The sequence below is a fragment of the Cronobacter malonaticus LMG 23826 genome, assembly GCF_001277215.2.
GTDB lineage: Bacteria > Pseudomonadota > Gammaproteobacteria > Enterobacterales > Enterobacteriaceae > Cronobacter > Cronobacter malonaticus.
The window spans coordinates 52,500-72,011 of sequence record NZ_CP013940.1 but is presented as its reverse complement, the minus strand read 5'-3'; the positions used below and the strand labels follow the sequence as shown (position 1 = coordinate 72,011).

The window sequence follows — 19,512 nt, the reverse complement described above, 5'->3', positions numbered from 1 at the left end:
GTCAGCCCTGGATGCCGTAGTGTTCCAGCATCGCGTCGAGCTGCGGTTCACGGCCGCGGAAGCGTTTGAACAGCTCCATCGGTTCTTCGGAGCCGCCGCGCGTCAGGATGTTGTCGAGGAACGACTGGCCGGTTTCGCGGTTGAAAATCCCCTCTTCTTCGAAACGGGAATAGGCATCCGCCGCCAGCACGTCGGCCCACAGGTAGCTGTAGTAGCCCGCCGCGTAGCCGCCCGCGAAGATATGGCTGAACGCGTGCGGGAAGCGGCCCCAGCTTGGGCCTGGCACCACGGCGACCTGTTTTTTGATCTCGGCGAGCGTCTCCAGCACTTTCGCGCCCTGCTCCGGGCTGAACTGCGCATGCAGACGGAAATCGAACAGGCCGAACTCCAGCTGGCGCAAGATAAACATCGCCGCCTGGTAGTTTTTCGCGGCCAGCATTTTATCCAGCAGCTCCTGCGGCAGCGGCTCGCCGGTTTCATAATGGCCGGAGATAAACGCCAGCGCCTCCGGCTCCCAGCACCAGTTTTCCATAAACTGGCTCGGCAGCTCGACGGCATCCCACGGTACGCCGCTGATACCCGCCACCCCTGGGGTTTCGATGCGGGTCAGCATATGGTGCAGGCCGTGACCAAATTCATGGAACAGCGTGATCACTTCGTCATGGGTGAACAGCGCCGGTTTGCCGCTCACCGGACGGTTAAAGTTACAGGTGAGGTAGGCGACCGGTTTTTGCAGCGAGCCGTCCGCTTTACGCATCTGGCCGACGCAGTCGTCCATCCACGCCCCGCCGCGCTTGTTCTCACGCGCGTAGAGGTCCAGGTAGAAGCTGCCGCGCAGTTCGCCGCTCTCGTCATACAGCTCGAAGAAACGCACGTCCGGGTGCCAGACGTCGATATCTTTGCGCTCTTTGGCGCTGATGCCGTAAATGCGTTTTACTACTTCAAACAGGCCGTTAACCGCTTTGTTTTCCGGGAAATACGGGCGCAGCTGCTCATCGCTGATGCTGTAGAGATGCTGCTTCTGTTTTTCGCTGTAGTACGCAATGTCCCACGGTTGCAGCTCGTCAACGCTGAAGTGTTCTTTGGCGAAGGCGCGCAGCTGGGCGAGCTCTTTTTCACCCTGCGGGCGGGCGCGTTTGGCCAGATCGGTTAAGAAATCCAGCACCTGCTGCGGGTTTTCCGCCATTTTGGTGGCGAGCGATTTGTCTGCGTAGCTGTCAAAGCCCAGCAGTTGCGCCAGTTCGTGACGCAGCGCCAGGATCTCTTCCATCACCGGCGTGTTGTCCCATTTGCCCGCGTTCGGCCCCTGGTCAGAGGCGCGCGTGCTGTAGGCGCGGTACATCTCTTCGCGAAGCGCCTGGTTGTCGCAGTAGGTCATCACCGGCAGGTAGTTTGGGATATCAAGCGTCAGCAGGAAGCCCTCCTGCTCTTTGGCTTCGGCCATCGCTTTCGCGGCCGCCAGCGCGCTTTCCGGCATCCCGGAAAGCTCAGATTCATCGGTAATCAGCTTCGTCCAGCCCTGGGTCGCGTCCAGCACGTTGTTGCTGTAGAGCGATCCAAGCTCAGAGAGACGCGCGGCGATTTCGCCGTAGCGTTTTTGCTTCTCTTTCGGCAGGCCAATGCCGGAAAGCTCAAAATCGCGCAGCGCGTTATCGACCGCTTTTTTCTGCGCGGTGTCGAGCTTCGCGTAGTTCTCGCCATCGCGTAAATCGCGGTAGGCCTGGTAAAGCCCTTCGTGCTGGCCCACCCAGGTGCTGTATTCCGAGAGCAGCGGCAGCGTCTGCTCATAGGCTTCGCGCAGCTCCGGGCTATTTTTTACGGAGTTCAGGTGGCTTATCGGCGAGAAAATACGGCCCAGTCGGTCGTCGGTTTCCGCCAGCGGCTGGCAGAGCGATTCCCAGCTGTAAGGCGCGCCGCGGCCGACTACCGCCTCCACCTGCGCGCGGCAATCTTCCAGCGCCTTCGTAACGGCAGGCACCACGTGCTCGGGTTTAATGGAGGAAAACGGCGGCAGTTCAAAAGGCGTCAGTAATGGATTGGTCATAAGCGCGTCCTGATTAGTGTTGTTAAGCGCATCTTGCAGCGACAATGTCTTGTAGCATGGGGTTTAGTGTAGTTAATTTCAATGGCTGGCGCTGGGCTTTAAGGGGCACGACAGCACATCCCGTAAGCGGTCACTTTCCGGTATACTGTTCAAAATCGATGTTCATTTACGCCTTTTGGAAACCCATCCTCCATGCTCAGTTACCGCCACAGCTTCCACGCCGGCAACCACGCCGATGTCCTCAAACACACCGTCCAGAGCCTGATCATTGAATCGCTCAAAGAGAAAGAAAAACCGTTTCTGTATCTGGATACCCACGCGGGTGCCGGGCGCTATCTGCTGAGCGGCGAACACGCCGAGCGCACGGGGGAATATCTGGAAGGCATCGCGCGCATCTGGAAGCGGGACGATCTGCCCGCCGAGCTTGAGCCTTACATCAGCGCCGTGTCGCACTTCAACCGTAGCGGCCAGCTGCGCTACTACCCCGGCTCGCCGCTTATCGCGCGCCAGCTGCTGCGTCCGCAGGACAGCCTGCAACTGACTGAGCTGCACCCGAGCGATTTCCCGCTGCTGCGCGGCGAATTTCAGAAAGATGAACGCGCCCGCGTCGAGCGCGCCGACGGCTATCAGCAGCTGAAATCGAAACTGCCGCCCGCCTCGCGCCGCGGCCTGATCCTTATCGACCCGCCTTATGAAATCAAAACTGACTATCAGGCGGTGGTTCAGGGCATCAGCGAAGGCTACAAACGCTTTGCGACCGGCGTCTACGCGCTCTGGTATCCGGTCGTTTTGCGCAACCAAATCAAGCGTATGATGAACGATCTGGAAGCCACCGGCATTCGCCGCATTCTGCAAATCGAGCTGGCGGTGCGCCCGGACAGCGATCAGCGCGGCATGACCGCCTCGGGCATGATTGTCATCAACCCGCCGTGGAAGCTGGAACAGCAAATGGCGACGCTGTTGCCGTGGCTGCACAAGGCGCTGGTGCCGGCGGGTACCGGCCACACGACGCTGAAATGGGTTGTGCCGGAGTAATCGCAGCTATAGGTGGAACCCCTGTTCGTCAGGACTACAATCGCGTTAATTCGAATCATTAAAAGGTAACAGCCATGACCAGACACTACGACTACCTCGCCATCGGCGGCGGCAGTGGCGGTATCGCTTCTGTCAACCGTGCGGCCATGTACGGCCAGAAATGCGCCCTGATTGAAGCCAAAGCGCTGGGCGGCACCTGCGTCAACGTGGGCTGCGTACCGAAAAAAATCATGTGGCACGCCGCGCAAATCGCCGAGGCGATCCATCTGTACGGCCCGGATTACGGCTTTGACACCACCGTCAATCATTTTGACTGGCAGAAGCTGGTGGCGAGCCGCACCGCCTATATCGACCGCATCCATACCTCGTACGATAACGTGCTCGGCAAAAATAATGTCGATGTGATTCAGGGCTTCGCCCGCTTTGTGGACGCGCACACCGTCGAAGTGAACGGCGAGCGGATCACCGCCGATCACATCCTGATCGCGACCGGCGGACGTCCGAGCCACCCGGATATTCCGGGCGCGGAATACGGTATCGACTCCGACGGCTTCTTCGCGCTGTCGGCGATGCCGCAACGCGTGGCGGTGGTGGGCGCGGGCTATATCGCCGTCGAACTGGCGGGTGTTATCAACGCGCTGGGCGCAAAGACGCACCTGTTTGTGCGTAAACACGCGCCGCTGCGCACGTTCGATCCGATGCTTTCCGAAACGCTGGTGGAAGTGATGCAAGCCGAAGGCCCGCAGCTTCACACGCATGCGACGCCGAAAGCCGTGGAGAAAAACAGCGATGGCAGCCTGACGCTGCACCTGGAAGATGGCCGTTCAGAAACGGTTGACGCGCTGATCTGGGCGATTGGCCGCGAGCCGGAAACCGATAATTTCAACCTGGCGGCAACGGGCGTTAAAACCGATGAAAAAGGCTATATCGTCGTTGATAAATACCAGAATACCAACGTGCCGGGTATTTATGCGGTCGGCGATAATACCGGCGCGGTCGAGCTGACGCCGGTGGCGGTTGCCGCGGGCCGTCGCCTTTCCGAGCGCCTGTTTAACAACAAGCCGGATGAACATCTGGATTACAGCAATATTCCTACCGTGGTATTCAGCCATCCGCCTATCGGCACCGTCGGGCTTACCGAGCCGCAGGCGCGCGAGCAGTATGGCGATGCGAACGTGAAGATCTACAAATCGTCGTTTACCGCGATGTACACCGCTGTCACCACGCACCGCCAGCCGTGCCGCATGAAGCTGGTCTGCGTCGGGCCGGAGGAGAAAATCGTCGGCATTCACGGCATCGGTTTCGGCATGGACGAAATGCTGCAGGGCTTTGCGGTGGCGCTGAAAATGGGCGCGACCAAAAAAGACTTCGACAACACCGTCGCCATCCACCCGACCGCCGCGGAAGAGTTTGTGACGATGCGCTAAGTGCTCATCGCCGCGCGTAAAAACAAGGGGAAGCGTCTGCTTCCCCTTTTTGCTGCCGCGCTTTTACCGCCGCGAAATTACCGGATCGTCTGGTAAATCGTCTCGCGAATGTTAACCCACTTCTTCGTTTCCTCATTCGGGTTCGCCTGCGCGCGCAGCTGCGCCTGCTCAAGCTCATGCTTCTGGCGCTCCACGACCGCGGGCACGGTGCAAAACGTCTGCAGATACTCTTTACGCATGGACGTCATTTTCTCGCCCTGCGACAGCGCGTGGCTTAACGTCGTGATCATCCGGCGGCACGGTTTTTTCTCATCCATCTGGAGGCGATAGCGCAGCAGCGTTTCCAGCGTTTCTTCATGATTTTTCGCGAGCGCCTGCTCGGTCCAGGCCACTTTCCAGTTCATTCCGGCCTCGAGAAAGAGGCGCGTGACCAGTTTGTCATCGCGATCGATAGCCGCACGCAGGTTCTCTTCATCCCACGTAATGCCCATTTTGCTGAGCTTATGACGCGGGCTGTCGTCGTTGGTCTCAGGCTCTGCGGCCATCGCGGTCGCGACAGGCGCGGTCACTTCTTCTGCCGACGGTGGTTTAAGCGTATCGCTTACGATAAACAGCGCGCCGACCACCATCGCGATAGCGCCAAGGCCTACTGCGCCCCAGACCGCGCCCATCACCAGCTGGCGCGTCTCCTGCTTTTTCCCGTCCTGGCGACGGCTCGGGCTTTCGATGGCATCGCGCACCTCAAAAATATCCCCGCCGACCACGCTGTTTTTCTTCGCGGTATGATCGATAAACGCTTTTAACTGCGCATCGTCAGCCTTCATCAGCGCGGCCGGGTTCACGCGCGTACGCCCTTCGCCACAGGCTTTATGCAGCGGAGCGCTGATGGCGTTGAAATAGTTATCCAGCATCACTTCCTGCGCGCCGGAAAGCGGTTTACCGAGCGCGGCGACGTTGCGGATTTCGCGGATATCATCCAGCAAGGTTTGCAGCGTTTTGCGCGGCTCGACGAACAGCGTCAGCGAGGTCGCGCCCTGGAAGAGTTTGTCGTAATGGCGGGCAAAGAGCTTTTTATCCACCACCAGCATCGCCAGCTCGCTGAATAACATGCCGCTCAGGATGTCGCCCTTATCGCCCATTTTCAGCCAGCGGCGTACTTTATCGCCGCCGCACAGCTGTTTGAGCTGATTGACGCGCTGCTGTTCGTCCGGCCAGGCTTCGCGCACCATGCCGCGCAGGGTGAAATCGAGCGCGCGCAGCTGGCGCAGCGCATCGGGCTGCATCTGCGCGTTATCGACGTTCATCTCGGTGGAGTAGCCCAGTTTCGGCTGCTGGTTGCGCACCTTCTCAAGGCAGGTCACAAAACGCAGCGCCGCGAGAAGCTGGTTCTCCGTCACATCCTGGCCGCTCTCATACTGCGGCACCAGCTGTTGTAAATGGCGCAGCTGCAACGTGAACTGCGACATATCGGCGTCGTTAAGGTTCAGCCGGCGGGCGACCGTCGCCCAGTTGCCGAGATTGAGACGCGCCTGGTCGAGCTGTTGTAAAAACCATTGCGGATCTTTGCCCTCCGCAACGTTAACGCCAAGCAAAACCAGAATTTCAACCGACGCCTGACGGATCACCGTGAGCGCAGTTTCAAATGTTTCTCTTACCAGAGGCTGTGTGGAGCGGGCCATGTTGCATCCTTTTTGCGCTCAACGCCCCGTCATAAAGGTGGGCGGAGCGGGCGAAATTTCACTTAAGTATCTTGTTGTTTCTGAATTTTTTATCTGCGCTGACGGGCAGTGAGACAACATAGCTGAAAATGGCCGGAAAAAAAGTGACACGTCGGTTTTTGCGTGAAAAATCGCCTTTTCCTGCCTGAATTAGCAGGGAAACAACGGCAGGAATGACAGCGGCGCGTTTTTCAGGCAACACTGTTTGCTGTACTTACCACGTGGAAACCCTATGCACCCTGACACGCCTTTTAACGACGCCCTGCTGACGTTTGACTCTGCCCATCTCGTCTACCGGCCCCTCTCGCCCGACGACTGGCCGTTCTTTTTAAGCCTGCAACGTGACGACAATGTGATGCGCTTTGTGGCCGACCCACGCTCTGACGCGCAGAGAATGCAGGATTTCACGTCGCGCCTGCCGCCCTGGACGCCCGCAAGCGCCCGCTGGCTCTGTTTGCTGATTAGCGAAAAGCACAGCGGCAAGGCAGTGGGTGTAACGGGCTTTGTGATGCGTGGTGAAGGGATTGCTGAAGTCGGGTTTCTGCTGGCGAGCGCCTTTCAGGGGCGGGGTTACGGCTATGAATCGCTGCGCGCCATCTGCCGCCTCGCCTTTGAGGGTTGCGGCCTGCGGCGTCTGGTGGCGACCGTCACCGGCGGCAATATCGCCTCGAAGAAGACGCTGGAAAAAGCGGGATTTCTTCAGGAGGGCACGCTGCGGGAAAGTTACTTTCTCGGCGGACGCTGGCATGACGACTGGCTGTTTGGCCTGCTGGCACGCGACTATTCAGTGGAGAGTTAATTCTGACGCAACGGTGGGTGCGCTGGCGCTTACCCACCCTACGCAAAAATAGATACGCCAGTTTTAGCCCGCAGGGCGGGTAAGCGCAGCGCACCCGCCATGACGCAAAAACATATACGCCGGTTTCAGCCCGCAGGGCGGGTAAGCACAGCGCACCCGCCGTCTGGCCTCCACATGCGACTCCGCTGAAAGACGTTTTTGCTTCCTTGTGCCAGGCTTAAAGAACATTAACCTGAAACGACACAGGGAGACGTATGAAAAAAACAGTGATTATCGCCACGCTTTCCGCGTTACTGGCGCTGCCTGCACTGGCAGAAGAAAAAGGCGGTTTTAAAAACGATGAAGCCCCGCCGCCGCCGCACCAGCTTAAAGAGGGCTACCGCGGCATCACGGACGCCCGCTCGATCGACGTGAAGCAGGCAAAAGAGATGCACGATGGCGCCTCCGTAACCCTGCGCGGCTACCTGATTAAAAAGAAAGGCGATGACGTCTATCAGTTCCGCGATAAAGGCGGCGATATCGACGTCATGATCCCGCACGCGGTCTTTCAGGGTAAAGAGGTCAGCCCGGATGAACTGGTGGGCATCAGCGGTACGCTTGATAAAAAACAGCAGCCGTACCGCATTCGCGTGACGCACTTCCAGAAAGAGTAACCTGCCACAACACCTTGCCCGGTTGCGCCGGGCAAGGCTGCCGCTTACAGGAACATCCCACCGGAAACTTCAATCCGCTGCGCGTTCATCCAGCCAAGCTCATCGCCGATAATGGCCGCAATCGCCGCGCCGATATCATCCGGCAGCCCCACACGACCGAGCGCCGTTTGCGAGGCGATAAAGCGGTTCAGCTCCTCATTATCGCGCACCCGTCCGCCGCCGAAGTCCGTTTCAATCGCGCCTGGCGCGATGATATTCACCGCGATATTGCGACTGCCGAGTTCTTTGGCCTGATAGCGCGTCAGCACCTCCATTGCGCCTTTCATTGAGGCATACGCGGAATAGCCAGGCAGCGCAAAGCGCGTCAGCCCGCTGGAGACGTTCAGGATGCGTCCACCGTTGTTAATCAGCGGCAGCAGTTGCTGCGTCAGAAAGAACGGCCCCTTGAAGTGAATGTTCACTAACTCGTCAAACTGCGCCTCGCTGAACTCGCCAAACGGCGCATAAATCCCGACACCCGCGTTGTTGATTAAATAATCAAAACTCTCGCGCTGCCAGGTCTGTTGCAGTTGCGCCTTCACCTGTGCAACAAATGCCGGGAAGGACGCGCTATCGGCGACGTTCAGCGCCAGTGCTGCCGCTTTCACGCCTTTTTGTTCAATTTCACGCACCACGGCCTCGGCATCTTCCCGCCGACTCTGGTACGTCAACAAAATGCCAATTCCACGCTCTGCGAGCTTCAGCGCCGCGTTTTTACCAAGTCCGCGGCTGCCACCGGTGATGATTGCGATACGTTGCGTCATAAATACCTCGTCAGGGTCTGGTTGATGATTAAAAAAGAGCTTATTAGCTGACAGCAGAACGATAAAGAGCGCACAATACGCTTTACTGTTTCATTAAAAGCAACAATGAGGGGCAGCGATGGATAAAATTCACGCAATGCGTTTATTCGTGCGAGTGGCGGAGCTGGAGAGCTTTACTCGCGCCGCCGAGACGCTGAGCCTGCCGAAAGGCAGCGTGTCGCGGCAGGTGCAGGCGTTGGAGAGCGCGCTCGGCACGCGCCTGCTGCACCGCACGACGCGACGGGTACATCTCACCCAGGACGGCCAGGTCTATTACGAGCGCGCGCGCGATCTGCTCGCGAATCTCGATGAACTGGACGGCTTGTTTCTGCACGATCCGGCGAGCGTCAGCGGGCGTTTACGTGTCGATATGCCGGTGGCGGTGGCGCAAAACGTGGTGATCCCGCGTCTTCCGGAATTTCTTCACCACTACCCTGGCATTGCGCTTGAGCTGAGCAGCAGCGACCGGCTGGTGGATGTGGTGCGCGAGGGTTTCGACTGCGTGGTACGCGTCGGCCAGTTGAAAGATTCCGGGCTGGTGGCGCGCCCGCTTGGCAAATTAAGCCAGGTCAACTGTGCCAGCCCGGATTATCTGGCGCGCTTCGGCACGCCTGAAACGCTCGACGATCTCGCCTCGCACGCGCTGGTGCATTACACCCCGACGCTTGGCACGCGTCCGGCGGGCTTTGAAATCGGGCGTGAGAGCGGTAGTGAGTGGATACAAACCGGTGGCGTATTGACGGTCAACAGCACCGAAACCTACCAGGCCGCCTGCTTCGCCGGGCTGGGGATTATTCAGGTGCCGCGCATCGGCGTGCGGGAAGCGCTGCGCAGCGGCAAACTCGTGGAGGTACTGCCGCAATACCGCGCCGCGCCAATGCCGGTGTCGCTGATTTACCCGCACCGTCGGCACCTTTCACGGCGCGTCCATCTGTTTATGGAGTGGCTGGCGTCGGTGATGAAAGGTTACGTTGACTAGCAGCGGGCTATACTTGGAAGCAAGTTGTAAAAAATAAAAGGAATCAACGCTAATGACCACGCCGGAGCAGCCTGCTAAACGCCCGACCGAAGATCTGAAATACCAGCCTGTCCCGCAGCTGGATACGCGCCCTGAGGAGAAGAAAACCGACGATAAACCCGCCGGGGGCGTCATCGGTAACGTGAAACAGAAAGTCGAGAAAGTGGAGCGCCGTCCGGCGGTCGCTCATTTACTCCGCGCCTTTGAGCGGTTTAACGAGCGTATGGGCAACCAGTTCGGCGCCGCGATCACCTATTTCTCGTTTTTATCGATGATCCCGGTACTGATGGTGTCGTTTGCGGTCGCAGGCTTTGTGCTCGCCTCGCACCCGACGCTGCTTCAGGACATTTTTAATAAAATTCTGCAAAGCGTCAGCGATCCGACGCTCGCCAAAACGCTCAGCAGCAGCATTAACGCTGCGGTGGAGCAGCGCACCACGGTTGGAATTGTGGGCTTTGCCGTGGCGCTCTACTCCGGCGTGAACTGGATGGGGTATCTGCGCGAGGCGATCCGGGCGCAGTTCCGCGACGACTGGGAACGCGGCGCGGAGGATGATAAAGAAAAGTTCTGGGTGAAATACCTGCGCGATTTTATCTCCCTGATTGGGCTGCTGGTGGCGCTGGTCATCACGATGTCGATTACGTCCGTCGCAGGCTCCGCCCAGGAGACGATTATCCGGCTGCTGCATCTGGACGCCATCGGCTGGCTGAAGCCGGTCTGGCATCTGATTGGCCTTGCCGTCTCCTTCTGCGCCAACTATCTGCTGTTCTTCTGGATTTTCTGGCGACTCCCGCGCCATCGCCCCCGTAAAAAAGCGCTGCTGCGCGGCACCGTGATTGCGGCGATTGGCTTTGAGGTTATCAAAATCATTATGACCTATACGCTGCCGTCGCTCGTGAAATCGCCCTCCGGCGCGGCATTCGGCTCGGTGCTGGGCCTGATGGCGTTCTTCTATTTCTTCGCGCGCCTGACGCTGTTCTGCTCCGCCTGGATTGCAACAGCGCAGTACAAAGACGATCCTCAAATGCCGGGTAAAAACCCCGCGTAATCCCTCCGCGTGGGCTGAGAAAAACGCATTTTTTCAGCCCGCCGACTCCCTTTCAGTATAAAAATCCAGGGTGTAACTTTTATTTAACCTAAAACCAGTGTTATCGACTGAATATGAAATTCTGTGAAGCATTTCATAGAAGAGAATAAGCTGGCGCTAAAACTATCCGCTTTTTGCGTGTTTTTTACGCACTTTCGCAACGCCCGCTGAATTGAAATGTCGTTTTTGCTGTGGCTAATATGGGGTTTCGACGTAACTACAATAAGAAAATTCTATGCAAGCAACCATCGCCACCAGCATCGACAACGAACAGGACGCCGCGCCCGTCAACTCGCGCAGTAAGGTCGTCATCGCCTCGCTCATCGGCACCGCCATTGAGTTCTTCGATTTTTACATTTACGCCACCGCGGCGGTGATTGTGTTCCCGCACATTTTCTTCCCGCAGGGCGACCCAACCGCCGCCACGCTACAGTCGCTGGCAACGTTTGCTATCGCTTTCGTGGCGCGCCCTATCGGCTCTGCCGTGTTTGGCCATTTCGGCGACCGTGTGGGCCGTAAGGTGACGCTCGTGGCGTCGCTGCTGACGATGGGTATTTCGACGGTGCTGATTGGCCTGCTGCCAGGCTATGAATCGATAGGCATTATGGCCCCGCTGCTGCTGGCGCTGGCGCGCTTCGGCCAGGGTCTGGGCCTTGGCGGTGAATGGGGCGGCGCGGCGCTGCTCGCGACGGAAAACGCCCCGGCGCATAAACGCGCGCTGTATGGCTCCTTCCCGCAGCTCGGCGCGCCTATTGGCTTCTTCTTCGCTAATGGCACGTTCCTGCTGCTGTCGTGGCTGCTCACCGACGAACAGTTTATGAGCTGGGGCTGGCGCGTGCCGTTTATCTTCTCCGCCGTGCTGGTGCTGATTGGCCTTTATGTACGCGTATCGCTGCATGAAACGCCGGTGTTCGCCAAAATCGCCAAAGCGAAGAAACAGGTGAAAGTGCCGCTCGGCACGCTGCTGACCAAACATGTGCGCGTGACCGTACTCGGCACGTTCATTATGCTCGCCACCTATACGCTGTTTTACATCATGACGGTCTATTCGATGACTTTCAGCACCACACCAGCGGCGCAGGGCGGTCTCGGATTCCCGCGTAACGATGTGCTGTGGATGCTGATGATGGCAGTGATTGGCTTTGGCCTGATGGTGCCAGTGGCGGGCCTGCTGGCGGACCGTTTCGGGCGTCGTAAGAGTATGATTACGATAACCACGCTGATTCTGCTGTTCGCGCTGTTTGTGTTCCCGCCGCTGCTCGGTTCAGGCAGCCAGACGATGGTGATGGCGTATCTGTTGATCGGCCTGAGCCTGATGGGGCTGACGTTCGGCCCGATGGGCGCGCTGCTGCCGGAGCTGTTCCCGACCGAAGTGCGCTACACTGGTGCCTCGTTCTCCTACAACGTGTCGTCGATTCTCGGCGCGTCGGTGGCACCGTATATCGCCACCTGGTTGCAGGCGAATTACGGGCTGTTCTACGTGGGGATTTATCTGGCGGCAATGGCGGCACTGACGCTTATCGCGCTGATTGCCACCAAAGAGACGCGTCACCAGTCGCTGTAACTGGGCGCGTTAACGAAAAGGCTGCCCGCGGGCGGCCTTTTTTGTTTTTGAAGTCGAGGGGTGAAAATGGCGGGTGATTTGAGAGCCTCGGCCTGATGGCGGGTGCGCTATGCTTACCCGCCCTACAAACTGAGACGTATATCTTCTTGAGTAGGGTGGGTAAGCGCAGCGCACCCACCTTCCCCCTGAAACCCTGTTACTTCTTCATCTGCCCGAGAATCGCGCCGCACTGGTTCTCGTTGCCTTCCGACGGCGAAATCAGCGCCAGCAGCGCCGCGGCGGGCGTGACCAGCGTCGCGAGCGCCGCCGCGACCGCGCCGCGGGCAATCAGCGGCCCAGGCTTCACGCCATAATCCGGGTCTTTAAAGGTGCCGCGCACGTACAGCGGCGAGCGCAGCGTCACGATACGCACCCCTTTGCTTTCCGGATTAATGGTCAGATCCAGCCGCTCGTCGGCGAAACTGGTGGTGCCGGTGATGTTAATCAGCGCGTTTTCGGTATCAAACGCGAAAATCTCCGGGCGCGCCACGCCGTTGGTCAGGTTCAGGTTCGCCGCCGCACAGTTGACCCGCACTTCGTCGTCGCCAAAAATCTGCCCGACGATAAAGTTACCCACGTTCAGCCCCAGAATTTCCATCAGGTTGCGGCTGATAACCCCGTCATTCATCAGCAGCTTCAGGTTGCCGTCGCTGGTGCCGAGCAGCGAGGCGACCGAGTTCCCGGTGCCGCGCAGTTTCGCATCGCCGTTCAGCTCGCCAAGCGTACGCTGCATCAGTTCGACGTCCGGCATCAGCTCTTTGAGCTTCAGGCGTCGCGCCTGAATCTCCGCCGCGCCCTGCATCGGTTGCTTGTCGCCGTCGAGATGAATATTGGCGTCGATCGTGCCGCCCGCCATGCCGAATTTCAGCGGCTTAAGGCGCAAATCGCCATTGTTGAGCAGAATATGGGTGGTGAGATCGCTAATCGGCAGGCGCGTGCTGTGTTCAATACGGCGGCCTTTAAAGCGCACGTCAGCATCCATCACGTCCCATTTGTTGGTTTCAAAAGTGTCGTGCGGCAATACTTTGTCGCCCGGCTGCGCCGGTTTTTCGCCTTTTTTCTGCTCGGAATTTTTACTCTTCTCCGCCCCGGCACCCGAATCAACACCAATCAGCGGGCCGAGGTCGGCAAGCCGCAGCTGGCGCGACTCCAGATCCCCTTCCAGTTTCGGGCGCGGTTTGCCCTGGCTGTAGGTCAGCGAGCCGTGAATATCACTCTCGCCAATGCGTCCGTTAAAGCCGCGATAGTCATATACCGAGCCTTTATCGCTGTTGATTTTCGCCACCAGCCGGCCGTCGGTTTCAAACGGCGGCGTATCGGGCAGCAGCACGCCGGTCAGCTCATAGAGATCGCCCAGCGAATTACCCGCGAATTTCAGCTGTAAATCGACGCCGCCCATGTTCATCGGATCGTTGACCGTCCCGACAAACGCCACGCGGGTATCGCCGGAGCGCAGATCGGCCTGCACCGGGAACGGCGTACCTTCGCTTTTCAGCGCCAGCATCCCGCCGATTTTCCCGCTGCCGCGCAGCGGCTGGTCGTTATAGGTGCCGCGCGCCTTCAGGCCGAAGACATAGTCGCCGACCTTATCATTTCCTTTTTTATCTTTGTCACCCGTCACTTCGTTAAACGGTAGCGGTTTGCCGAGCGGATCGATGAGGATCTCCACATCAGCGCGGCTGACTTTATCGTCCACCCGCACGCGGCCCTGATCGAAGAGAATATTGTCGAGCCGGAAAGACCAGGAAGATGGCTGCTGCGCCTCCTCGCCTTCGCTCTGCTTCATGTCGAACGTCCAGTTATTGGTCTTTTCCGACAAACGAATCAGCTGCGCGTCCGGCTTCTGGAATTTAATCCACGGCAAATAGACGGTTTTGGTGAGCAGCGCCAGCGGAGCGAGCGTCGCCTCGACGCGAGGCAGGTGGATCATGGTGACTTGCGGAATATCCGGCGGGTTGCCGAGCACAACATCTTCAGCGTGTACGTGCGGCCAGGGCACCCAGCTTCGCCAGCCGGGTTCGTCTTTGTTACGCTCCCACACCACGCCCAGATCGCCACGTATGGCAAAGGGGCGGTTTAGCTCCGTGGAGACCTTCTGGTTGATGGTCGGCTTAAGCCGGTTCCAGTCAAACGTCGCAATAATGATGATGGCGACCACGACCAGCAACAAGAAAACCCCTGCTACCACGCTGATAATTTTGGTTGTTTTTGTCATCCTCACACCTCGTCCTGATGATGCCTGCCTCAACTAAAGATAGTTGACGAAAGCGCAAAGCTCATCAGGAGAGTCTGAGTATTACCGTTTCCAGCGTTTCGAATGGCACCGGGCGCGACAGAAAATAGCCTTGCGCGGCCAGTGCAGGCGACTGTTGCACATCCTGCCACTCTTCCAGGGTTTCCACGCCTTCGACAATCACGCCTTCGCAGTAGTGATTCATCAGCTGCAGCAGCATGGTGAACAGATTTCGGCCTTCGCTGCTCTGACGCAGCATGATGAACAGATCGCGCGCCACTTTGATGTAGTCATAACGCACTTCGTTGAGCGCCGAGAAGTTCGCCATACCGGTGCCAAAATCGTCCAGCCACAGCGGGCCGAATTCGCAGAAACTCGCAAACGTCGAGTTTTGCGGCAGGCTGATGTGCTCCACCAGCTCAAAGCGCACCCACGGCAGCGTTTCGGTCAGGGCACGGATCTGCGGCATATCGCGCATCGCCATGAGCGTCGGGCCATCCACGTTTACGGACGCCAGAATGTGGTTCTCCGTGAAAAACGGCGCGCGCGATGACAGCACCTGTAGCTGCTCTTCAATCACTTCCACGCGATAGCGTACCGGCAGGCCCGCAAAATAGCGGTCGGGCGCGATGCGGCGCGAGGGATCGCCCGGGTGCGTGACGATAGTCAGCAACTCGACCGCCAGCAGACGCCCGTCGGTACGGTATATCGGCTGATAAGTATAGGTACGCTCGCACTGCAGCCAGTAGCGCCGCTCGTGCAGGCTTTCGACACTCGCCGACGGCAGCGCCAGCCGGTGAGTGACCTGTTTTAAATTCATGGTAAAGGGTCCTGTGATGTGAGGGTTTACCGGACTCGTCCTGGAATTATCGGCGCTACGGTTGAGAACTTTATGCACAGTTGTCCGACCCGTAGGGTTATAAAGAATAATGCTTTTCTTCAGAAATATGGGCGCAGCTCAAAAAATACTGGAACAGCGTTTTAAAAGGTTTGACTGCGCGATCGCGGCGGCACACACTAACGCCCATCTTCTCGTTTTCAGGTGAGTCACTATGTCAGAGCACAAGATTGCCGTGATTGGCGAATGCATGATTGAACTGTCGGAAAAAGGCGCGCAGATGAACCGCGGCTTTGGCGGCGATACGCTCAACACCGCGGTCTATATCGCCCGTCAGGTGAGCCCGCAGGCGCTGTCCGTGCATTATGTCACCGCGCTTGGCAAAGACCCGTTCAGCCAGCAGATGCTCAATGCCTGGCAGGCCGAAAACGTGCATACCGGACTCACGCAGCGTATGGATAACCGCCTGCCGGGGCTGTATTACATCGAAACCGACGAACGCGGCGAGCGCACCTTCTGGTACTGGCGTAACGAGGCCGCCGCGAAGTTCTGGCTGGAGAGCGACGAGGCCGACGCCATCTGCGCGCAGCTGGCGCGCTTTGATTATCTCTACCTGAGCGGCATCAGCCTGGCGATTTTAAACCCACAAAGCCGTGAAAAACTGCTCGGCCTGCTGAAAACCTGCCGCGCCAACGGCGGTAAAGTGATTTTCGATAATAACTATCGCCCGCGCCTGTGGGCGAGCCGTGAAGAGACGCAGCAGGTTTACCGGCAGATGCTGGCCTGCACCGATATCGCCTTCCTGACGCTGGATGACGAAGACGCGCTGTGGGGCGAGAAACCTGTCGATGAGGTCATTGCGCGCACCCAGGCGGCGGGCGTGCGTGAAGTGGTGATTAAGCGTGGTGCCGAATCGTGTCTGGTGGCGGTACAGGGTGAAGCGCTCTGCGAGGTGCCTGCGGTGAAGTTGCCGAAAGAGAACGTGATCGACACCACTGCCGCAGGCGACTCGTTCAGCGCCGGTTATCTGGCGGTGCGTCTCACCGGCGGCAGCCCCGAAGCGGCGGCAAAACGCGGCCACCTGACCGCCAGCACCGTGATTCAGTATCGCGGCGCGATAATCCCGCGCGAGGCGATGCCGCACTAAACCTGACGTATTCGAGAAGCCCGGCCTGCGCGCCGGGCTTTTTATTTCCGTCGCGCATAAAAAACCCGGCCGGAGCCGGGTGATGATTAATTGCTTTTGTCAGCGGGAGGCGGAATGTCGGTGACATCCGGGCGCGCGTCATCCGGCGCAGGCGCGGTGGCCACAGGCGTCATAATGCGGTTCCACGTCTCCTGAAGCGCCTTCACGCTGTACTCTTCCTCACCCTTCGGTTGCAGCAGGATAAGCGCCATCTCCTGAGAGAGCTGCTGGCGTAAATCCTGGTTCAGCTCCGCGGCAGTCAGGTTATTAAGGAAGCTCTGACGCAGGTTCTGGTACTGCTCCGGCGCGATATCCACCACCTGATTTTGCAGCGAACGCATCCGCTGGTTGATGAGTACATCGGTATCGGTGCGCGCATAAGTGGCGAACAGCTTCTGTAGCTCCAGTTTTTTCTGCGCGATCAGCGCGTTGAACTCATCCACCGACAAGCCGTTTTCGCGCACGTTCGCCAGCTCGCGGGCGATGAGCGCCAGATTGCTGTCGAGCTTATCGTTCGGCGATTCAACGTTGATAGCGCACTGGGCGCGCTGGAACAGCACGCGGCAGTCAAAGCCGATACCGATATCTTTGATGTTGTTTTTGCTCAGGTTCTGCTGAACGTGCCAGAACAGCGCCTCGCGCGCCAGATCCGCACGCCAGTAACGCTGCAGCGCGGCGGATTCACGGATCGGCTGCCATGGGTTATCCCACATAATGGAGAGACGATCCTGGCGCACGCTGTCGGTCATGATAGCGACCGGCTCGCGGCGCAGCGGCGACAGCGTCGGCACCGGGGCCGGAGTTTCACGTTTGCCTTTCAGCTCGCCAAACGCTTTGTTGATCTGCTCCGCCACCGCGCGGCTGTCAACGTTACCGACCACGATAAGCGTCATGGCGTCCGGGGTGTACCACTTCTTGTAGTAAGCGTCGAGCTGTTTCGCATCTACCGGCTGTTTCAGGTCAACGGACGGATCGTGGCCCAGCAGCGTCGAGCCTTTCAGACGCTGACGCCACCAGCCATCCTGCGTATCTGGCCAGGTGGCGACCATATCCTGCGTTTGCAGGGCTTTGGTGATGCTTTCCGGCGTAATGGCGACCCGCCCGGCGGTGTCAGAGAGATACGTCAGCGCTTCTTTCAGCAGGTCGTTGCGGTTATTCGGCAGGCTCAGGTTAAACAGCGTGTAATCGTAAGAAACCACGACCGGCGGCATCGGGCGTTTCGGATCGATGCTCTGCTGCCAGAGCGAGCGCGCCTGCACCGCCTGGAGGCTTCCGCTCTGGGTCAGGGCCAGGCGCGGCAGAAAACGGGTATAGCCGCTCTGCTGAGTGTTTTCAGCAAGCGACCCGGTGTTAACGGTGAGACGAATTTCAATGCGGTCGCTCGGGCGCTGCGGCGTGGAGAGGATTTGCCACTGAAAGCCATTGCTCAGCGTGCCCTGTTGCCAGGCCGGGTCGGGCTGGAGCGGTTCTGCCTGCACGAGGCTGGCGGCCGCCATCAGTAAGCCGCCAGCGATAAGTCGAATTCTTGTGCCCTGCATGTGTACCCCTGATCAACATTCCTGGTTAAAAACAGTCAAATGGCGACAAAAGGCTGCGATGGCCCGTCGCCAAAGATAGCGCTTAAACTTTTCGTTAGACCGCAAAAAAGCGGAAATGTCGCGCAATAGAGTGAAATAAACGTTAATTATGCGCAGGCACCCGCCGCCAGAGCAAGCAGCGGCGGGCTAAAGAGTGTGATCAGGAGGAGATTTGCTGCGTTTTGGCGGCAGAATTCTTGTTATTCAGCGTGTCATCAAGCTGTTTTTCATCAAGCTCTTTTACCCACTTCGCGACGACAATCGTCGCCACGCCGTTACCAACGAGGTTGGTTAACGCGCGCGCTTCGGACATAAAGCGGTCGATACCGAGAATGAGCGCAAGCCCCGCCACCGGCAGATGGCCTACGGCGGAAATCGTCGCCGCCAGCACGATAAACCCGCTGCCCGTCACGCCTGCCGCGCCTTTTGAGGACAGCAACAGCACTACCAGCAGCGTTATCTGATGGAAAATATCCATATGGCTGTTGGTCGCCTGAGCGATAAACACCGCCGCCATCGTCAGGTAAATCGAGGTGCCGTCGAGGTTAAACGAGTAGCCGGTCGGGATAACCAGCCCCACCACCGATTTGCGACAGCCCAGCTTTTCCATTTTGTCGAGCATACGCGGCAGCGCGGATTCCGATGACGACGTGCCAAGCACGATCAGCAGCTCTTCACGGATATAGCGAATGAATTTGAAAATGTTAAAGCCGGTGGCGCGGGCGATACTTCCCAGCACAACCACCACAAACAGAATACAGGTGATGTAGAAGCAGACAATCAGCTGGCCGAGCTGTACCAGCGTGCCGACGCCATATTTACCGATGGTAAACGCCATCGCGCCGAACGCGCCGATGGGCGCGAGACGCATGATCATGTTGATGATGCCGAAGATGACCTGCGAGAAGCTCTCAATCACGTTGAAAATGAGCTGGCCGTTGCGGCCCAGGCGATGCAGCGCAAAACCAAACAGTACGGCGAACAGCAGTACCTGCAGGATATTGCCGCTGGCAAACGCGCCAATCACACTTGAAGGGATAACATCCATCAGGAACGCGACAATGCCCTGCTGCTGTGCCTGCTCGGCATAGACCGCGACGGCTTTGGCATCGAGCGTCGCCGGGTCAACGTTCATGCCCGCGCCCGGCTGGACAAGGTTCACAATCACCAGGCCTATGATCAGCGCAATAGTACTGACGATTTCAAAATAGAGTAGCGCGACCGCCCCCGTACGCCCCACCGCCTTCATGCTTTCCATACCCGCGATGCCGGTCACGACGGTACAAAAAATCACCGGCGCGATAATCATTTTAATCAGCTTCACGAAGGCATCGCCCAGCGGCTTCATCTGCGCGCCAAGCTCCGGGTAGAAGTGACCGAGCAATATCCCGATGGCTATCGCGGTCAATACCTGAAAATAGAGGCTTTTGAAAATAGAGAGTTTCATAGGGG

At 58.3% G+C, this 19,512-nt stretch carries 16 protein-coding genes; 8 read left to right on the top strand and 8 right to left on the bottom strand.

Going from position 1 to position 19,512, the window contains the following annotated elements:
* Position 1: 1 nt before the first annotated feature.
* Complete coding sequence (gene prlC, locus AFK66_RS00290) at positions 2-2,044, bottom strand: oligopeptidase A (protein ID WP_007779088.1); 2,043 nt, start codon at positions 2,042-2,044, stop codon at positions 2-4.
* Positions 2,045-2,236: 192 nt separating this feature from the next.
* Here prlC and AFK66_RS00285 point away from each other — a divergent pair, with 192 nt between their 5' ends.
* Together AFK66_RS00285 and gorA are read left to right on the top strand one after the other, a co-directional pair.
* Positions 2,237-3,079, top strand: a complete 843-nt coding sequence (locus AFK66_RS00285) for a 23S rRNA (adenine(2030)-N(6))-methyltransferase RlmJ (protein ID WP_007779090.1) — start codon at positions 2,237-2,239, stop codon at positions 3,077-3,079.
* A 74-nt stretch (positions 3,080-3,153) separates the two neighbouring features.
* The gene (gene gorA, locus AFK66_RS00280) at positions 3,154-4,506 is read left to right on the top strand and encodes a glutathione-disulfide reductase (protein ID WP_007779091.1); all 1,353 of its coding nucleotides are present in this window, start codon (positions 3,154-3,156) and stop codon (positions 4,504-4,506) included.
* Between the two features lie 77 nt (positions 4,507-4,583).
* On the opposite strand, the gene AFK66_RS00275 is transcribed toward gorA, so the two are convergent.
* The gene (locus tag AFK66_RS00275) at positions 4,584-6,185 is read right to left on the bottom strand and encodes an STY4199 family HEPN domain-containing protein (protein ID WP_023897814.1); all 1,602 of its coding nucleotides are present in this window, start codon (positions 6,183-6,185) and stop codon (positions 4,584-4,586) included.
* Between the two features lie 58 nt (positions 6,186-6,243).
* Positions 6,244-6,426 (bottom strand): hypothetical protein, encoded by a 183-nt coding sequence (locus AFK66_RS23170; protein ID WP_007779094.1) that lies wholly within the window; start codon positions 6,424-6,426, stop codon positions 6,244-6,246.
* A gap of 30 nt (positions 6,427-6,456) precedes the next feature.
* Between AFK66_RS23170 and AFK66_RS00270 the strand changes: the two genes are divergently transcribed.
* The gene (locus AFK66_RS00270) at positions 6,457-7,023 is read left to right on the top strand and encodes a GNAT family N-acetyltransferase (RefSeq protein ID WP_007779098.1); all 567 of its coding nucleotides are present in this window, start codon (positions 6,457-6,459) and stop codon (positions 7,021-7,023) included.
* A gap of 254 nt (positions 7,024-7,277) precedes the next feature.
* A complete protein-coding gene (locus AFK66_RS00265; RefSeq protein ID WP_007797247.1) occupies positions 7,278-7,676 on the top strand; it encodes a YdeI family stress tolerance OB fold protein in 399 nt (132 codons plus the stop codon).
* Positions 7,677-7,720: 44 nt separating this feature from the next.
* Here the strand turns inward: AFK66_RS00265 and AFK66_RS00260 are convergent, their stop codons facing one another.
* Entirely contained in the window at positions 7,721-8,479 is a 759-nt protein-coding gene (locus AFK66_RS00260; protein WP_023897812.1) for an SDR family NAD(P)-dependent oxidoreductase, read from the bottom strand.
* 118 nt (positions 8,480-8,597) lie between these two features.
* Here AFK66_RS00260 and AFK66_RS00255 point away from each other — a divergent pair, with 118 nt between their 5' ends.
* The 3 genes from AFK66_RS00255 to AFK66_RS00245 all read left to right on the top strand — a co-directional run bounded on the left by AFK66_RS00255 (position 8,598) and on the right by AFK66_RS00245 (position 12,187).
* A complete protein-coding gene (locus AFK66_RS00255) occupies positions 8,598-9,497 on the top strand; it encodes a LysR family transcriptional regulator (protein WP_032968478.1) in 900 nt (299 codons plus the stop codon).
* A gap of 52 nt (positions 9,498-9,549) precedes the next feature.
* Positions 9,550-10,584, top strand: coding sequence for an inner membrane protein YhjD (yhjD, locus tag AFK66_RS00250; RefSeq protein ID WP_007779105.1), 1,035 nt, complete (start codon positions 9,550-9,552; stop codon positions 10,582-10,584).
* 274 nt (positions 10,585-10,858) lie between these two features.
* Positions 10,859-12,187: an MFS transporter gene (locus AFK66_RS00245; RefSeq protein WP_007779108.1), complete on the top strand. Its 1,329-nt coding sequence runs from the start codon at positions 10,859-10,861 to the stop codon at positions 12,185-12,187.
* A 196-nt stretch (positions 12,188-12,383) separates the two neighbouring features.
* Here the strand turns inward: AFK66_RS00245 and AFK66_RS00240 are convergent, their stop codons facing one another.
* Together AFK66_RS00240 and pdeH are read right to left on the bottom strand one after the other, a co-directional pair.
* Positions 12,384-14,441 carry an AsmA family protein gene (locus tag AFK66_RS00240; protein ID WP_023897808.1) on the bottom strand — a complete coding sequence of 686 codons (2,058 nt, stop codon included), beginning with the start codon at positions 14,439-14,441 and terminating at the stop codon, positions 12,384-12,386.
* 64 nt (positions 14,442-14,505) lie between these two features.
* Entirely contained in the window at positions 14,506-15,279 is a 774-nt protein-coding gene (gene pdeH / locus AFK66_RS00235; protein WP_007779113.1) for a cyclic-guanylate-specific phosphodiesterase, read from the bottom strand.
* A gap of 232 nt (positions 15,280-15,511) precedes the next feature.
* Between pdeH and kdgK the strand changes: the two genes are divergently transcribed.
* Entirely contained in the window at positions 15,512-16,444 is a 933-nt protein-coding gene (kdgK, locus tag AFK66_RS00230; protein WP_023897806.1) for a 2-dehydro-3-deoxygluconokinase, read from the top strand.
* Positions 16,445-16,530: 86 nt separating this feature from the next.
* On the opposite strand, the gene AFK66_RS00225 is transcribed toward kdgK, so the two are convergent.
* Together AFK66_RS00225 and AFK66_RS00220 are read right to left on the bottom strand one after the other, a co-directional pair.
* Positions 16,531-18,021 carry a M16 family metallopeptidase gene (locus AFK66_RS00225; RefSeq protein WP_023897804.1) on the bottom strand — a complete coding sequence of 497 codons (1,491 nt, stop codon included), beginning with the start codon at positions 18,019-18,021 and terminating at the stop codon, positions 16,531-16,533.
* 199 nt (positions 18,022-18,220) lie between these two features.
* The gene (locus tag AFK66_RS00220) at positions 18,221-19,507 is read right to left on the bottom strand and encodes a dicarboxylate/amino acid:cation symporter (RefSeq protein WP_007779121.1); all 1,287 of its coding nucleotides are present in this window, start codon (positions 19,505-19,507) and stop codon (positions 18,221-18,223) included.
* Positions 19,508-19,512: the final 5 nt, after the last annotated feature.

Excerpts from the sequence above, each read along its gene's own strand:
- kdgK (WP_023897806.1), top strand. The coding sequence starts at position 15,512 with ATGTCAGAGCACAAGATTGCCGTGATTGGCGAATGCATGATTGAACTG.
- AFK66_RS00240 (WP_023897808.1), bottom strand. The coding sequence starts at position 14,441 with ATGACAAAAACAACCAAAATTATCAGCGTGGTAGCAGGGGTTTTCTTG.
- AFK66_RS00270 (WP_007779098.1), top strand. The coding sequence starts at position 6,457 with ATGCACCCTGACACGCCTTTTAACGACGCCCTGCTGACGTTTGACTCT.
- gorA (WP_007779091.1), top strand. The coding sequence starts at position 3,154 with ATGACCAGACACTACGACTACCTCGCCATCGGCGGCGGCAGTGGCGGT.
- AFK66_RS00265 (WP_007797247.1), top strand. The coding sequence starts at position 7,278 with ATGAAAAAAACAGTGATTATCGCCACGCTTTCCGCGTTACTGGCGCTG.
- pdeH (WP_007779113.1), bottom strand. The coding sequence starts at position 15,279 with ATGAATTTAAAACAGGTCACTCACCGGCTGGCGCTGCCGTCGGCGAGT.
- AFK66_RS00285 (WP_007779090.1), top strand. The coding sequence starts at position 2,237 with ATGCTCAGTTACCGCCACAGCTTCCACGCCGGCAACCACGCCGATGTC.
- prlC (WP_007779088.1), bottom strand. The coding sequence starts at position 2,044 with ATGACCAATCCATTACTGACGCCTTTTGAACTGCCGCCGTTTTCCTCC.
- AFK66_RS00255 (WP_032968478.1), top strand. The coding sequence starts at position 8,598 with ATGGATAAAATTCACGCAATGCGTTTATTCGTGCGAGTGGCGGAGCTG.
- AFK66_RS00220 (WP_007779121.1), bottom strand. The coding sequence starts at position 19,507 with ATGAAACTCTCTATTTTCAAAAGCCTCTATTTTCAGGTATTGACCGCG.
- AFK66_RS00245 (WP_007779108.1), top strand. The coding sequence starts at position 10,859 with ATGCAAGCAACCATCGCCACCAGCATCGACAACGAACAGGACGCCGCG.
- AFK66_RS00275 (WP_023897814.1), bottom strand. The coding sequence starts at position 6,185 with ATGGCCCGCTCCACACAGCCTCTGGTAAGAGAAACATTTGAAACTGCG.
- AFK66_RS00260 (WP_023897812.1), bottom strand. The coding sequence starts at position 8,479 with ATGACGCAACGTATCGCAATCATCACCGGTGGCAGCCGCGGACTTGGT.
- yhjD (WP_007779105.1), top strand. The coding sequence starts at position 9,550 with ATGACCACGCCGGAGCAGCCTGCTAAACGCCCGACCGAAGATCTGAAA.
- AFK66_RS00225 (WP_023897804.1), bottom strand. The coding sequence starts at position 18,021 with ATGCAGGGCACAAGAATTCGACTTATCGCTGGCGGCTTACTGATGGCG.